Genomic DNA, 14,911 nt, shown 5'->3' on the forward strand with positions numbered 1-14,911 from the left:
CACCGGCGGCGCTACCAGCGGATCGGCAGCGGCAGTGCCGTCAGCAGTCCCGACACCACGACCACCAGCCCCAGCGCGACGACCTCCACGCGCGCGGGGGCGCAGGCGGTCAGGGGGTCGGGGGCGCGCCGCAGCCGGGTCCGGGCCCACAGGGCGAGCGCGGTGACGACCGCCACGAGGAGCATCTTGGCGAGCAGAGTGCGGCCGTAGGCCGTGTCCGTCAGCTGTTCCAGGATCGTGCCGGGCGGCATCCGGCGCAGCGAACTCCACACACCGGTCGCGGAGATGGCGGCGAGCAGAACGGCCGCCACGCGCGCGTAGAGCCCGAGCAGTGCCGCGGCCGGCTCCCCGGGGCCCCACTGGCGCAGCGTCCGCAGCACGTGCAGCAGCCCGCCCGCCCACAGCGCCGCGCAGGTCAGGTGAACCACCGTCAGCCCGGAGCCGACCAGCGGACTGTGCTCGGTCGCGGGATGCGCGCGCAGGGCCTCCGCCACCACCACGGCGGACAGGGGCCACACCCGGACGGCCGGGCGGCCCGAGCGGGCACACAGACCGGCGATCAGGAACGCGTTGACCTCCAGCAGGGCCACCTTGCCGTCCCGCGAGGCGTACAGGCCGCCGACATCGATCTCGGAGAGGCTGTGGGGCACGAGATTGCCGGTCGCCACGACGGAGGCCAGGCCCAGCGCGGCAAGGAGCCCGGCGGCGGCCGCGCGGGGAGCCCAGGAGCGCGGGGCGTCCGGGGGAGCAGCGGGCACCGAACGGGCCGCCCGGCCCACGAACAGCTCGCCCAGTGGCACGCACAACGCCGCGAACAGTACCGTCCGCAGCAGGGCCACCCCACCGGTCCCGGGCGCGGCGGCCTCCCCGGTGCCGTGCAGCGCGGCGGACGGACCGAGCAGCGGGATCGCCATGCCCAGTACCGCCAGGACGAGGACGGCGACCGCCCGACCGGTGCCGGGACGCCGCGAGGCGCCGCGCGCGTCGGTCACCTCGGAGGTGGGTCTGGTCAAGCTCACCCCACGATCTTGACCACAGTGGACAGAACCGGGCAACTGCAGGAAAACAAGTGGTCGTACAGGATTCCACCCATACGGACGCTTCCGGTGTCCCTGCCGGTTCAGGCCCGCTCAGTGCCAGCGCGCGGCGTCCGTCCCCCACGGCACCGGCGGCCGGTCCCAGTCCGCCGGGCCGCCCTCGAAGGAGACCGGCGACAGCGCGTACCGCAGCCGTCCCAGCGCACTGTGCGTCTCCGACAACCAGGGTGCCGGGCCGTCGTAGGAGTCGCTTTCGACGTCCCCCGAGTCCCTTTCCACGTCCCCCGCGACCATGTCAGTCCTGCCGCCCCTGCCGTCCACCCCGTCCGTCAGCCACCGGGCCGTCCGCGCGAGCGCCAGCCGCACGAACCGGCTCCCGCCCTCGTACGACTGCTCGGTCAGCGCCCGCAGCACGGCCGCCACCAGCAGATAGCCCGTCCCGTGGTCGAGGGCCTGCGCGGGCAGCGCGCCCGGCCGCTCCGCCGAGCCCTCCAGGACCGCGATCCCGGTGGCCGCCTGGACGAGGCTGTCGAACCCTCGCCGTTCGCGCCAGGGCCCGTACGCGCCCCACGCCGACAACTGCGCGACGACCACCCCGGGCCGCCGCTCCGCCAGCGCCTCGGCGGACAGTCCGAACCGGTCCAGCGCGCCCGGCCGGTACCCGGTGACGACCACGTCCGCCGCCGCGAGCAGCTCCTCGAAGGTCTGCCGGTCGGTGGCCAGGTCGAGCGTCGCGGACCGCTTCCCGAGGCCGGTGTCGGCGTGCTGGTCCGGCAGTTCGGGAAGCCCGGGCGCGTCCAGGCGCAGGACGTCCGCGCCGAGCAGGGCGAGCGTGCGGGTGGCGACCGGGCCCGCGAGCACCCTTGTCAGGTCCAGGACGCGAAGACCTGCGGCCGGCAGCAGGGGAGAGGCGTCCAGCGGAGCGAAGGCACGCACGCGTGCCTTGTCCAGCCACCCCTGTTCGACCAGGGGCCGTTTCGCGATGTCGGCGGCCTGCGGGTGTGCGGCCCACTCCGCGGGGGAGCGCAGGGCGACGGCGAGACCCCCGGCCGCGTACACGGCTTCCTCGACGTCCAGGGCGGACCGCTCGGCGAGCGCCGCTTCGACAGCCGCCGCGTCCTCCGGCACGCCCAGGGCGTCGAGCAGCCGCGCCCGGTGGTGCGGGTAGTTCGCGTGGGTGCGGACCCAGCCGTCCGCCGTCCGCAAGAACCGGGACAGCGGTGCGAAGTTGACCGGCGCGCGACCATTGATCAACAGGTGTCGTTCGCTCAGGAAGGCGGTGGCGACCGCCCCGTCGTCCACCCGCGCCGCCGGCACCTCGGCGAGGCCGGCCCGCCGCGCCGCGAGTCCGGCGGCGGCCAGCGTGCACTCGGCCACACAGGTCCGCGCCAGCTTCTGGACGGGAAGGCGCCCCTGAAGAGCGCCCTCCCGCACCACGAACTTGATTCCAGTCATGACTGCACTATGCAGTATTGACTGAATCAATATATGGACGAGCCTTGATCGTCCTGTACCGCTACTTCGTCACGGCGTCCAGTGCGTCCACCGTGCCCCAGCCGTAGAAGCCGTTGCGGTTCTTGGACCCCTCGCACACCGCGTCGACCTTGCCGTCGCCGTTGATGTCGTACGGGTCGGTGCACGGCGTGGCGTCGGCCTCGGCGTACAGCAGCGCCTTCACCAGGGCCGGCGGGGCGTACGGGTGCGTCGACTTGATCAGGGCGGCCACGGCCGCGACGTGCGGCGAGGCCATCGACGTACCGGCCATGTAGCCCCACTTGCCGCCGGGCAGCGTGCCCAGGATCAGACCGCTGGTCGCGGGCGGTGCGGGCGGCTGGTACGCAGTCGAGTCTCCGCCGGGCGCGGCGACGTCGATGACGCCCAGGCCGTAGTTGGAGAAGGACGACTTGAGGCCCTTGGCGCCCGTCGCCGCGACCGTCACGACACCCGGTAGCTGGGTCGGTATGTCGAAGCACTCCGACGGGTCGATGACCCGGTCCGAGGGCGTGCCGTCGTTCGGCGAGACCGGGTCGGTGATCTCGTCGGCCGCGAGGTCGTAGTTCTCGTTGCCGGCCGCGGCGACGTTGACCACACCCCGCTTCTCCGCGTACCGCGAGGCCCGGGTGACCGCGTCCACGAGGGCCTTCTGGTCCGGGTCGTCGGTGCAGTTGAAGTACCACGGGTCGGTGTAATAGCTGTTGTTGGTGACGTCGACGCCGTGCGTGGCCGCCCACATGAAGCCGCAGACCACGGCCTCCGTGTAGAAGTAGCCCGCGGTGGTCGACACCTTGATGCCCGCCACCTTCACGCCGGGCGCCACACCCGTCATGCCGACGCCGTTCTTGGCGGCCGCGATCTCACCGGCCACGTGCGTGCCGTGCGGGCTCTCCTCGGCGCTCGGCCGCCACGCCCCGTCGGTGGTGTCAGGCTTGCCCGTCACGCAGTTGACCGACGCGGCCCGGTCGAAGTTCGGCGCGAGGTCCGGGTGGGTGTCGTCCACGCCGGTGTCGATCACGGCGACCGTCACCTTGCTGCTGCCGAGCGACTTCTCGTGCGCCTTGTCCGCCTTGATGGCGGGCAGGTCCCACTGCAGCGACTCCAGGGGGTCCTGGCCGGCCGCCGCGGCCGTCTGCGCGGCGGCCATCTGCGCCGAGCTGAGCGCCTTCGGCGTGCCCTCGTCGGTCGTCGACTGCGCGGGCAGCGGCGCGTTGCGCGTGTTGCCCGCCGACTCGACCCCGCGGACCTTGCGGATCGTCTTGGCGAAGTCGGGGTTCGACGAGTGGACGACGATCACGCCGATCTGGTCGTACGACGTCACGATCGTGCCGCCGGCCTTGCCGATGGCCTTCTTCACCTGGGCGGAAGGACCGTGCCCGGGGCGGACGTTGACGACATAGCTGAGCGCCGTCCCGTCCGCGGCGGCGGAGGCGAGGGCGTCGCTGACGGCACCGGGGCCGACGGCAGCGGTGCCGGACAGGCCGGTCGCGGACGCCGTGGCTCCCGGCAGGAACGCCATGGCCGTCGCGATGGCCATACCGAGCGGGATCGCGAGTGTGCGCCGATAGCGCGGGTGGGGCCCAGTCATGATGCGAATCTCTCCAGTTCGTTCTCGGTGCGAGCGGTCCAGGCGGGTGGGGCCGTGCGAGTGGTGCCGGGTCGGGCGAAATCGCGGGGGCGTCGGGTCACTTGACCGCGCGCAGCGCGTTGACGATGCCGAATCCGTAGAACCCGTTGACCCGGGCGCCGCCCTCGCACACCGCGTCCTGCGTGCCGTCGCCGTCCTGGTCGTACGAGGCCGGGCAACTCGTGGCGTCCGCCTGCGCCTTCAGCAGCGCCTGCAACTGGGCCGGGCTCGCCTTGGGGTGCGTCGACTTGAGCAGCGCGGCGACGCCCGCGGCGTGCGGCGAGGCCATCGACGTGCCCTGAAGGAAGCCGTACTGCCCGTTCGGCAGGGTCGACAGGATGCGGCCGTTCTGCGAGGGCGTGTCCGGGATCTGGTAGAGCCGGTCGCCACCGGGGGCCGCGACGTCGATGACGCCCTTGCCGTACGAGGAGTAGTACGACTTGAGGTTCTTGACGCCCGTCGCGCTGACCGTGACGACACCGGGAAGCTGCGTCGGCACGTCGAAGCACTCGTGCGGGTCGACGGTCCGCTCCACCGCCGTCGAATCGTCGGGGCTAGAGGCGTCGACGATCGCGTCGGAGTCCAGGTCGTCGTTGGAGTTGCCCGCCGACGCCAGGCTGAGCGTGCCCTTCTTCTGCGCGTACTGCTGCGCCCTGTTGACCGCGTCAACAATGGCCCGCTGATCCGGATCGTCCATGCAGTTGTACAGCCATGGATCAACGTAATAGCTGTTGTTCGTGATCTCGACGCCGTGGTCGGCCGCGAACACGAAGGCGCACACGACGCTCTCGGGATAGAAGAGGCCGTTGCTCCGGTCGGTCACATTGATGGCCGACACCTTCACGCCGGGTGCGACCCCGGCCACGCCGATGCCGTTGCGGGCCGCGGCGATCTCGCCGGCCACGTGCGTGCCGTGGTAGTCGTCCGCGGTGTACGGCCGCCAGGCGCCCGCGCTGGTGTTTGGAACACCGCCGTCGCAGTTGGCCGACTGGGCGGCGGAGAAGTTCGGCGCGATGTCCGGGTGGGTGTCGTCGACGCCGGTGTCGATCACGGCGACGGTCACCTTGCGGCTGCCCGGGTTGATCTTGGCGGCCTTGTCGGCGCCTATCGCGCGCAGGTCCCACTGGTCGGCTTCGAGGGGCTCGCTGTCCGGCGCGGCGGCCGAGGCCTTCGCGAGCTTCGCGGCCTGCGCGTCCGACAGGACCTGGACCGCGCCCTCGTCCGTCGTGCCCGCCGGGGTCAGCGGCGCGGTGCGGGTGGCGCCGGCCGACTGCACCCCGCGCACCGTGCGGATCTTCTGGGCGAAGTCCGGGGCGGAGGAGCGGACGACGATCACGCCGATCTTCTCGTACGCGATCACGACGGTGCCACCGGCCGCCGGTATCGCCTTCTTGACCGACGCGATCGTGCGGTGGTCCACCTTGGTGTTGACGACGTACGACAGGTTCGTGTCCGCGGCCTGAGCCGTGGTCTGCGCGGAGGGCGCGGCCGAGGCGGCCGACGGGAGGAAGCCGAGCGAGGCCGTGAGGGACAGCACGACGGGCACGGCGAGCGCCAGACGATTTCTTGAACGTACCGAACGTCTGGAACGCGGCTGGGACATGGGGTCTCCACATCATCCGGAAACGAAACCGGCCCGAGACACAGGTGTCGCTCGGGCAGGTACATGACGGGTGGTGCAGGCCGAAGCTATCTCCCGAAGTCGCTGGCCAGCAATGACTTCCCCAAGGTGAGTTCGGAAAGAAGCAAAGCCAGTTGAACCGGGGCCAGCGCGGCGCCGTGACCTTGAACAGGGAACGCGAGGACACTCGCCCCCGATCCCCGTCACAACCGCACCCGCACCGCGAGGAGAGTCCGTGGCCACCGACGCACCGCCACCCTCGAAAGAGACGCACAAACTCCCCACCACCGAGGAGTTCACCGAGGTGCAGGAGAGCGCGGAGTTCGGTGAACTGCGCCGCTCCTACCGCTCCTTCGCCTTTCCGCTGACCGTCGGCTTCATCGCCTGGTACCTGCTGTACGTCCTGCTGTCCAACTACGCGGGCGACTTCATGGGCACCAAGGTCGTCGGCAACATCAACGTGGCCCTCGTCCTGGGCCTCGCCCAGTTCCTCACCACGTTCCTCATCGCCTGGTGGTACGCGCGGACCGCTGCCGCCCGCTTCGACCCCAAGGCCGAGGCCATCAAGTCCCGGATGGAGGGCGGCGCATGAGCCCCGCGATCACCCTGGCGGCCGGCGAGGCCAGCGAGCACCGGCCGCTGATCATCAGCCTGTTCGCCGTGTTCGTCCTCGCGACCCTCGTCATCACCGTCTGGGCAGGCCGCCAGACCAAGGACGCGGCCGACTTCTACGCGGGCGGACGCCAGTTCACCGGCTTCCAGAACGGCCTCGCCGTCTCCGGCGACTACATGTCCGCCGCGTCCTTCCTCGGCATCGCGGGCGCCATCGCCCTCTTCGGCTACGACGGCTTCCTGTACTCCGTCGGCTTCCTGGTCGCCTGGCTCGTCGCCCTGCTCCTGGTCGCCGAACCGCTGCGCAACTCCGGCCGCTACACGATGGGTGACGTCCTCGCGTACCGGATGCGCCAGCGCCCTGTCCGTACGGCGGCCGGCACCTCCACCATCGTCGTCTCGATCTTCTACCTGCTGGCACAGATGGCGGGCGCGGGCGTCCTGGTCTCCCTGCTCCTCGGCATCACCAGCGACGCCGGCAAGATCGGCGTGGTCGCCCTCGTCGGCGTCCTGATGATCGTGTACGTCACCATCGGCGGCATGAAGGGCACCACCTGGGTCCAGATGGTCAAGGCGGTCCTGCTGATCGCGGGCGCCCTGCTGCTGACCTTCCTGGTGCTGCTGAAGTTCGACTTCAACGTCTCCGACCTGCTCGGCTCCGCCGCCGACAACAGCGGCAAGGGCGCGGCCTTCCTGGAGCCGGGCCTGAAGTACGGCGCCACGGGCACCACCAAGCTGGACTTCATCTCGCTCGGTCTCGCCCTGGTCCTCGGCACCGCCGGACTGCCGCACATCCTGATCCGCTTCTACACGGTGCCCACCGCCAAGGCCGCCCGTAAGTCGGTCATCTGGGCCATCGGCCTCATCGGCGCCTTCTACCTGATGACCCTCGCCCTCGGCTTCGGCGCCGCGGCCCTCATCAAGCCGGACGAGATCATCGCCTCCAACAAGGCGGGCAACACGGCGGCGCCCCTGCTGGCCCTGCATCTGGGCGGCGTCGACTCCAACTGGGGCGCGATCCTGCTGGCCACCATCTCGGCGGTCGCCTTCGCCACCATCCTCGCCGTCGTCGCCGGCCTCACCCTGGCCTCGTCATCGTCCTTCGCGCACGACATCTACGCCAACGTCATCAAGCGGGGTCAGGCCAGCGAGAAGCAGGAGATGAGCGCGGCCCGGTGGGCGACTGTCGGCATCGGCGCCGTCTCCATCCTGCTGGGCGCCCTCGCCCGCGACCTCAACGTCGCCGGTCTCGTCGCGCTCGCCTTCGCGGTCGCCGCCTCCGCAAACCTCCCGACGATCATCTACAGCCTCTTCTGGAAGCGGTTCACCACGTCAGGCGCCCTGTGGTCGATCTACGGCGGCCTCGTCACGGCGGTCGGCCTGGTGCTGTTCTCACCCGTCGTCTCCGGCAAGCCCAGCTCGATGTTCCCGGACGTCGACTTCCACTGGTTCCCGCTGGAGAACCCGGGCCTCATCTCGATCCCGGTCGGCTTCCTGCTCGGCATCATCGGCACCTACCTCTCCAAGGAGGAGCCGGACAAGGCGAAGTACGCGGAGCTGGAGGTCCGGTCGCTGACCGGCACCGGCGCCCACTGACACGTCCCCTGAAGCGGCCGCCTCGTAGATCCCTACGAGGCGGCCGCTTCGTACGTCGTGGGATCGGGCACTGTCGTTGTCAGTGACGTCACGTAGGCTCGCAAGTGACGGAAACCGATGGACTCGGCACTGATCCGCGACGAGGGAGGGGGCCCACGTGCTCATCGACACCTATGGCCGGCAGGCCACCGACCTGAGGGTCTCGCTGACCGACCGCTGCAATCTGCGCTGCACGTACTGCATGCCGGAAGAGGGCCTGCAGTGGCTGGCCAAGCCGGATCTGCTCACCGACGACGAGATCGTCCGCCTGATCGACATCGCCGTCACCTCGTTGGGGATCGAGGAGGTCCGCTTCACCGGAGGCGAGCCCCTGCTGCGCCCCGGTCTGGTCGGCATCGTCGAGCGCGTCGCGGCCCTGGAGCCGCGCCCCCAGATGTCCCTCACCACCAACGGCATCGGGCTCAAGCGCACCGCGAAGGCCCTGAAGGCGGCGGGCCTGGACCGGGTCAACGTCTCGCTGGACACCCTGCGCCCGGACGTCTTCAAGACCCTCACCCGCAGGGACCGCCACCAAGACGTCCTGGAGGGCCTGGACGCCGCCCGCGAGGCCGGTCTGACGCCGGTCAAGGTGAACTCCGTCCTGATGCCGGGGCTCAACGACGACGAGGCCCCCGACCTCCTCGCCTGGGCGGTGGAGCACGACTACGAACTGCGCTTCATCGAGCAGATGCCCCTGGACGCCCAGCACGGCTGGAAGCGCGACGGCATGATCACCGCCGGGGACATCCTGACCTCCTTGCGCACCCGCTTCGAGCTCACCGAGGAGGGTGCGGAGAAGCGCGGATCGGCCCCCGCGGAGCGCTGGATCGTCGACGGCGGCCCGCATGTGGTCGGCGTCATCGCCTCGGTCACCCGCCCGTTCTGCGCGGCCTGCGACCGCACCCGCCTCACCGCCGACGGCCAGATACGCACCTGCCTGTTCGCCCGCGAGGAGACGGACCTCCGCGCGGCCCTGCGCTCCGACGCCGGCGACGAGGAGATCGCCCGCATCTGGCGCGAGGCGATGTGGGGCAAGAAGGCCGGCGCGGGCCTGGACGACCCGACGTTCGTCCAGCCGGACCGGCCGATGTCCGCGATCGGCGGCTAGGCCCCTTCGGGAGCCTGCCAGTCCTCGAACTTCACGACGTCCTTCAGGAAGCCCCGCACCCCGAGGAACTGCGACAGATGCTCCCGGTGCTCCTCACAGGCCAGCCAGGTCTTCCGCCGCTCCGGAGTGTGAATCTTCGGGTTGTTCCACGCGAGCACCCACACGGCGCCGGCACGGCAGCCCTTCGCGGAGCAGATCGGGGTCTCGTCACTCACGGATTTCGTCTCACAAGCGGGGGGAAAAGGCGACGCCGAGCAGCCACGGGGGGAGCTGCCCGGCGTCGGTCTGTCGCTCCGACGGGGGATGCGGAGCGCGTACGAAGTATGTCACGGGTAACCCTTGGCCCGGCACCGGAACAACATGATTGATCTGAGCTTTTCTTGAGCTTGGTGACCGGAAGACCCGTCACGTCCGCTCGCGCGGTTCGCCCCGGGCACCCGTCGCCGCGCCGCCCGCCCCGCCTTCCGGCACGGGTTCCGCGAAGTCGTCGTCGACCCGCGGCGGCGTGATCATCGGCCGGGTCGGAGCCGTCACGAAGGTCGACGGCAGCGAGGGCGCGTTCTCCCGCCCCGCGTTGGCGATGACGACGGCGATATAGGGCAGAACCGCCCCCAGCACCAGCGCCACGATCGCGACGTGCCGTTCGACGTTCCAGAGCGTGGCCGCGAGCACCACGGAAATCGTACGGACCGTCATCGAGATGACGTACCGGCGCTGACGTCCGCGCACGTCCTCCTGAAGGCTCGTCCGGGCTCCGGTGATCCGGAACACCTGGGCGCTGCCGCCGCCATGCTGCTTCCGCATCACATTCCACCATCCGCCCGCTTCGGACCGCTCCCGACTCCGCGTCCGCTCCGTACCCGGTGGAGGTATCGGACCCGGACAGCTTCCACGGTACGCCGCGCCTGCGCAGCCTACGAGACCGGGGCACCTCCCGCCCGGACCAACGGGCTCGCCCACGGCACGTACGGCCGTACCCGACATGCGGCGTACAGCGAGCGGACCGACACTGACCGTAATGCTCACGTAGAGCCGCGCGTAGAGCCGTACGAGGAGGCAGCCATGGGCTGGTTGTGGGCGATCATCGTGGGATTCGTGCTGGGCCTGATCGCGAAGGCGATCATCCCCGGCAAGCAGCACAGTCCCCTCTGGCTGACCACCATCTTCGGCATGCTCGGCGCCATCGCCGGCAACGCCATGGCGCGCGGGTTCGGCGTGGAGGAGACCGCCGGCATCGACTGGACCCGCCACATCTTCCAGCTCATCGCCGCGATCATCATCGTCGCGGTCGGCGACATGCTCTACATGGCGACGCTGGGCAAGAGGAAACAGCGGACCTGACAGCCGTACGACGAAGGGGCGCCCTCCACCGGAGAGGCGCCCCTTCCGCTGTGCCCGGTGCCCGGTCCTACGCGGACGTGACCTCGACCGCGGCCAGGTTCTTCTTGCCCCGGCGCAGCACCAGCCAGCGACCGTGCAGCAGGTCCTCCTTGGCGGGAACGGCGTCCTCGGCCGCGACCTTGACGTTGTTCACGTAGGCCCCGCCCTCCTTCACCGTCCGCCGCGCGGCCGACTTGCTGGCCACGAGCCCGACCTCGGCGAACAGATCCACCACGGCACCGAGCTCGGCGACCTGGATGTGCGGCACCTCCGAGAGCGCCGCGGTCAGCGTCCGCTCGTCGAGCCCCGCCAGCTCACCCTGCCCGAAGAGGGCACGGCTCGCGGCGATCACGGCCTCCGTCTGGTCGGCGCCGTGCACCAGCGTCGTCAGCTCCTCCGCCAGCGCCCGCTGCGCGGCCCGGGCCTGCGGCCGCTCCTCGGTCTGCTCCTCCAGCTCCTCCAGCTCCTCGCGGGACCGGAAGGACAGGATGCGCATGTACGTCGAGATGTCCCGGTCGTCCACGTTCAGCCAGAACTGGTAGAACGCGTACGGCGTCGTCATCTCCGGGTCGAGCCAGACGGCGCCGCCCTCGGTCTTGCCGAACTTGGTGCCGTCCGCCTTGACCATCAGCGGCGTCGCCAGACAGTGCACCGAGGCGTCGGGCTCCAGCCGGTGGATCAGGTCGAGCCCCGCCGTGAGGTTGCCCCACTGGTCGCTGCCGCCCTGCTGGAGCGTGCAGCCGTACCGCCGGTACAGCTCCAGGAAGTCCATGCCCTGGAGCAGCTGGTAGCTGAACTCCGTGTAGCTGATGCCCTCCTGGGACTCCAGCCGGCGCGCGACCGAGTCCTTGGTGAGCATCTTGTTGACGCGGAAGTGCTTGCCGATGTCCCGCAGGAACTCGATGGCCGACATCCCGGCCGTCCAGTCCAGGTTGTTCACCATGACCGCGGCGTTCTCGCCCTCGAAGGACAGGAACGGCTCGATCTGCGCGCGCAGCCGGGTCACCCAGTTCGCGACCGTCTCCGGGTCGTTCAGCGTGCGCTCGGCCGTGGGGCGCGGGTCGCCGATCTGGCCGGTCGCCCCGCCCACCAGCGCCAGCGGGCGCAGGCCCGCCTGCTGGAGCCGGCGCATGGTGAGGACCTGCACCAGGTGGCCGACGTGCAGACTGGCCGCCGTCGGGTCGAAACCGCAATAGAACGTGACGGGACCGTCCGCGAGCGCCTTGCGCAAAGCGTCCTCGTCAGTGGACAGGGCCCACAGCCCCCGCCACTTCAGCTCGTCGACGATGTCCGTCACGGTTCTCGCGTCTCCTTGGAAAATCCTCGGGCAGCCGAACGGCTACCGGCTACGAGGTTATACGCCCTGACTGACAGAGCTCATATTGAAATCGGGCACCCGCAGCGCGGGCATCGCAGCCCTGGTGAACCAGTCGCTCCACTCCCTCGGCAGCGTCTTCTCCGTCCGGCCCGCCTCCGTCGCCCGCCCCAGCAGACCGACCGGCGACTCGTTGAACCGGAAGTTGTTGACCTCGCCCGTCACCTCGCCGTTCTCGACGAGGTACACGCCGTCGCGGGTCAGCCCGGTCAGCAGCAGCGTGGCCGGGTCGACCTCGCGGATGTACCAGAGGCAGGTCAGCAGCAGCCCGCGCGTGGTGTTCGCGACCATCTCCTCCAGGGAGAGGTCCTGGCCGCCGTCCAGGATCAGGTTGCCGATCGCCGGGGCGACGGCAAGCCCGGTCAGGGCCGCGCTGTGCCGGGTGGTGGTCAGATGCGCCAGGGTGCCCTGCCGTACCCACTCGGTCGCCCCGACCGGAAGGCCGTTGTCGAACACCGACTGGTCGCCCCCGGAGGAGTGCGCGACCACGAACGGCGCGGTCTCCAGGCCCGGCTCGTTCGGGTCGCTGCGCAGGGTCAGCGGCAGATCGGTGAGCGCCTCGCCGACCCGGGTGCCGCCTCCGGGCTTGGAGAAGACCGTCCGCCCCTCGACCGCGTCCCGGCCCGACGCCGACCACAGCTGGTAGATCAGCAGGTCCGCGACCGCGGTCGGGGGCAGCAGCGTCTCGTACCGCCCCGCGGGCAGCGGAACGCGCCGCTCGGCCCACCCCAGGCGCACGGCGAGCTCGGCGTCCAGCGCCGCCGGGTCGACGTCCTTGAAGTCCCGCGTGGAGCGACCGGCCCAGGCCGAACGGGTACGGTCCGGCGACTTGGCGTTGAGCTCCAGCGTGCCGTTGGGCTGGTCGTGGCGCAGCCGCAGCCCCGTGGACGTGCCCAGGTACGTCGACACGAGCTCGTGGTTGGCGAAGCCGTACAGCTCGCGGCCGCCCGCACGCGCGCGTGCGAAGGACTCGCCGAGCGCCGGCGCGAAGTCGGCGAAGACCGCCGAGGAGGTCTCGGCGGGCGCGTCCGTGAAGTCCGGGGACTCCGGTACGCCGGTGACCAGCGGCTGGGCGTCCTCCGCGGGCGCGGCACCGCGTGCGGCGGCCTCGGCGGCCCGCACCAGCGGCTCCAGTTCGTCCACGGTCACCGCGGACCGCGAAACCACTCCGGACGCGGTGCCCTCCTTGCCGTCGACGGTCGCGACGACGGTGAGCGTGCGCCCGCGCGTGACCCCGTTCGTGGTGAGCGCGTTGCCCGCCCAGCGCAGGTTGGCGGTCGACTGCTCGTCGGCGATCACGACACAGCCGTCCGCCCGCGACAGCGCGAGGGCCCGCTCGACGATCTCGTGCGGCTTGTTGGTGCGGGCGCTCATCGACCGGCCTCCTGCGTGGTGTTCAGAATGTTGACGCCCTTGAAGAGGGCCGACGGGCAGCCGTGCGACACCGCCGCGACCTGCCCCGGCTGGGCCTTGCCGCAGTTGAAGGCGCCGCCGAGGACATAGGTCTGCGGGCCGCCCACCGCGGCCATCGAGCCCCAGAAGTCGGTGGTGGTCGCCTGGTAGGCGACGTCCCGCAGCTGCCCGGTGATCCGCCCGTTCTCGATCCTGAAGAACCGCTGGCCGGTGAACTGGAAGTTGTAGCGCTGCATGTCGATCGACCACGACCGGTCCCCGACGACGTAGATCCCGCGGTCCACGCTGCCGATGAGATCCTCCGTCGACAGGCCCGCCGGGTCCGGCTGGAGCGACACGTTGGCCATGCGCTGCACCGGGACGTGCCCGGGGGAGTCGGCGTAGGCGCACCCGTTGGACCGCTCGAACCCGGTCAGCTTCGCGATCCGCCGGTCCAGCTGGTAGCCGACGAGGGTGCCGTCCTTCACCAGGTCCCAGGACTGGCCCGCGACGCCCTCGTCGTCGTAGCCGATGGTGGCGAGGCCGTGCTCTGCGGTGCGGTCCCCGGTGACGTTCATCAGCTCGGAGCCGTACCTGAGCTTCCCGAGCTGGTCGAAGGTGGCGAAGGAGGTGCCGGCGTAGGCCGCCTCGTAGCCGAGCGCGCGGTCCAGCTCGGTGGCGTGGCCGATGGACTCGTGGATGGTCAGCCAGAGGTTGGACGGGTCGACGACGAGGTCGTACAGGCCCGCCTCGACGCTGGGTGCCCGCATCTTCTCGGCGAGCAGCTCCGGGATCTGCTCCAGCTCGCTCTCCCAGTCCCAGCCCGTGCCCGTGAGGTACTCCCAGCCGCGTCCGACCGGCGGCGCGACGGTCCGCATGGAGTCGAACTCGCCGCTGGACTCGTCGACCGACACCGCCGTCAGCTGCGGGTGCAGCCGGACCCGCTGCTGCGTGGTCACCGTGCCCGCGGTGTCGGCGTAGAACTTGTTCTCGTGCACGGTGAGCAGCGAGGCGTCGACGTGGTTGACCCCGTTCGCCGCCAGCAGCCGCGCGCTCCAGTCCGCGAGCAGCGCCGCCTTCTCCTCGTCCGGCACGGTGAACGGATCGATCTCGTACGACGAGACCCATGTCCGGTCGGCGTGCACGGGCTCGTCGGCGAGCTCCACGCGCTCGTCCGAACCGGCCGCGCGGATCACCTGGGCGGAGAGCTTCGCCATGGCCACGGCCTGCGAGGCGACCTTGGCGGCGGCGTCCAGCGTCAGATCCACACCCGACGCGAAGCCCCAGGTCCCGCCGTGCACCACCCGCACCGCGTACCCGAGGTCGGTGGTGTCCGAGGACCCGGACGGCTTGGCGTCCCGGACCCGCCAGGACGCGCTGCGCACCCGCTCGAACCGGAAGTCCGCGTGCTCGGCGCCGAGCGCACGCGCGCGTGCCAGCGCGGCGTCGGCGAGGGCACGTAGGGGAAGCGCTGTGAAGGCTTCGTCGATGGTATGAGGCACCTGGGTCTCTTCCTGTCCTGTTGGATGAGCGTCCGGCTTGAGCGCGGCCGACGACTGCTCCGATCATGTCGCGGCGACCGGTGTGCGGACCACACGTTTGTGACCGCTGCCGGCAACTTTCTGTAGGG

At 70.7% G+C, this 14,911-nt stretch carries 13 protein-coding genes; 4 read left to right on the forward strand and 9 right to left on the reverse strand.

All coding sequences use genetic code 11. From position 1 onward, the window contains the following. Positions 1-11: 11 nt before the first annotated feature. From RKD20_RS34285 to RKD20_RS34300, 4 genes are all read right to left on the reverse strand, one after another. A complete protein-coding gene (locus RKD20_RS34285; protein ID WP_424881099.1) occupies positions 12-1,019 on the reverse strand; it encodes a CopD family protein in 1,008 nt (335 codons plus the stop codon). Between the two features lie 111 nt (positions 1,020-1,130). Then, positions 1,131-2,492 (reverse strand): CoA transferase, encoded by a 1,362-nt coding sequence (locus RKD20_RS34290; protein WP_424881100.1) that lies wholly within the window; start codon positions 2,490-2,492, stop codon positions 1,131-1,133. A 61-nt stretch (positions 2,493-2,553) separates the two neighbouring features. Beyond that, the gene (locus RKD20_RS34295; RefSeq protein ID WP_424881101.1) at positions 2,554-4,119 is read right to left on the reverse strand and encodes a S8 family peptidase; all 1,566 of its coding nucleotides are present in this window, start codon (positions 4,117-4,119) and stop codon (positions 2,554-2,556) included. A 97-nt stretch (positions 4,120-4,216) separates the two neighbouring features. Beyond that, positions 4,217-5,761 carry a S8 family serine peptidase gene (locus RKD20_RS34300; protein WP_424881102.1) on the reverse strand — a complete coding sequence of 515 codons (1,545 nt, stop codon included), beginning with the start codon at positions 5,759-5,761 and terminating at the stop codon, positions 4,217-4,219. 253 nt (positions 5,762-6,014) lie between these two features. On the opposite strand from RKD20_RS34300, the gene RKD20_RS34305 reads away from it, so the two are divergent. The 3 genes from RKD20_RS34305 to moaA all read left to right on the forward strand — a co-directional run bounded on the left by RKD20_RS34305 (position 6,015) and on the right by moaA (position 9,134). Next, positions 6,015-6,371, forward strand: coding sequence for a DUF485 domain-containing protein (locus RKD20_RS34305; RefSeq protein ID WP_020121341.1), 357 nt, complete (start codon positions 6,015-6,017; stop codon positions 6,369-6,371). After that, positions 6,368-7,987 (forward strand): solute symporter family protein, encoded by a 1,620-nt coding sequence (locus tag RKD20_RS34310; protein ID WP_424881103.1) that lies wholly within the window; start codon positions 6,368-6,370, stop codon positions 7,985-7,987. Before RKD20_RS34305 ends, RKD20_RS34310 begins: the two co-directional genes overlap by 4 nt. Positions 7,988-8,144: 157 nt before the next feature. Further along, a complete protein-coding gene (moaA, locus tag RKD20_RS34315) occupies positions 8,145-9,134 on the forward strand; it encodes a GTP 3',8-cyclase MoaA (protein WP_424881104.1) in 990 nt (329 codons plus the stop codon). On the opposite strand, the gene RKD20_RS34320 is transcribed toward moaA, so the two are convergent. Then, positions 9,131-9,349 (reverse strand): hypothetical protein, encoded by a 219-nt coding sequence (locus RKD20_RS34320; RefSeq protein WP_359433575.1) that lies wholly within the window; start codon positions 9,347-9,349, stop codon positions 9,131-9,133. The two genes, moaA and RKD20_RS34320, sit on opposite strands and share 4 nt — an antisense overlap. A gap of 190 nt (positions 9,350-9,539) precedes the next feature. Then, the gene (locus RKD20_RS34325) at positions 9,540-9,938 is read right to left on the reverse strand and encodes a DUF3099 domain-containing protein (RefSeq protein ID WP_391189539.1); all 399 of its coding nucleotides are present in this window, start codon (positions 9,936-9,938) and stop codon (positions 9,540-9,542) included. Positions 9,939-10,196: 258 nt separating this feature from the next. On the opposite strand from RKD20_RS34325, the gene RKD20_RS34330 reads away from it, so the two are divergent. Then, positions 10,197-10,475 (forward strand): GlsB/YeaQ/YmgE family stress response membrane protein, encoded by a 279-nt coding sequence (locus RKD20_RS34330; RefSeq protein WP_424881105.1) that lies wholly within the window; start codon positions 10,197-10,199, stop codon positions 10,473-10,475. 67 nt (positions 10,476-10,542) lie between these two features. Here the strand turns inward: RKD20_RS34330 and tyrS are convergent, their stop codons facing one another. From tyrS to RKD20_RS34345, 3 genes are read right to left on the reverse strand one after another with little or no spacing between them, the layout of a single operon-like run. Next, entirely contained in the window at positions 10,543-11,811 is a 1,269-nt protein-coding gene (gene tyrS, locus RKD20_RS34335; protein WP_424881106.1) for a tyrosine--tRNA ligase, read from the reverse strand. A gap of 57 nt (positions 11,812-11,868) precedes the next feature. Next, positions 11,869-13,263 carry a metallopeptidase TldD-related protein gene (locus RKD20_RS34340; RefSeq protein ID WP_424881107.1) on the reverse strand — a complete coding sequence of 465 codons (1,395 nt, stop codon included), beginning with the start codon at positions 13,261-13,263 and terminating at the stop codon, positions 11,869-11,871. Further along, positions 13,260-14,783: a TldD/PmbA family protein gene (locus RKD20_RS34345; RefSeq protein WP_424881108.1), complete on the reverse strand. Its 1,524-nt coding sequence runs from the start codon at positions 14,781-14,783 to the stop codon at positions 13,260-13,262. Before RKD20_RS34345 ends, RKD20_RS34340 begins: the two co-directional genes overlap by 4 nt. Between the last annotated feature and the right edge of the window lie 128 nt (positions 14,784-14,911).

The organism is Streptomyces sp. SLBN-8D4 (assembly GCF_049739545.1).
Lineage (GTDB): Bacteria > Actinomycetota > Actinomycetes > Streptomycetales > Streptomycetaceae > Streptomyces > Streptomyces canus_C.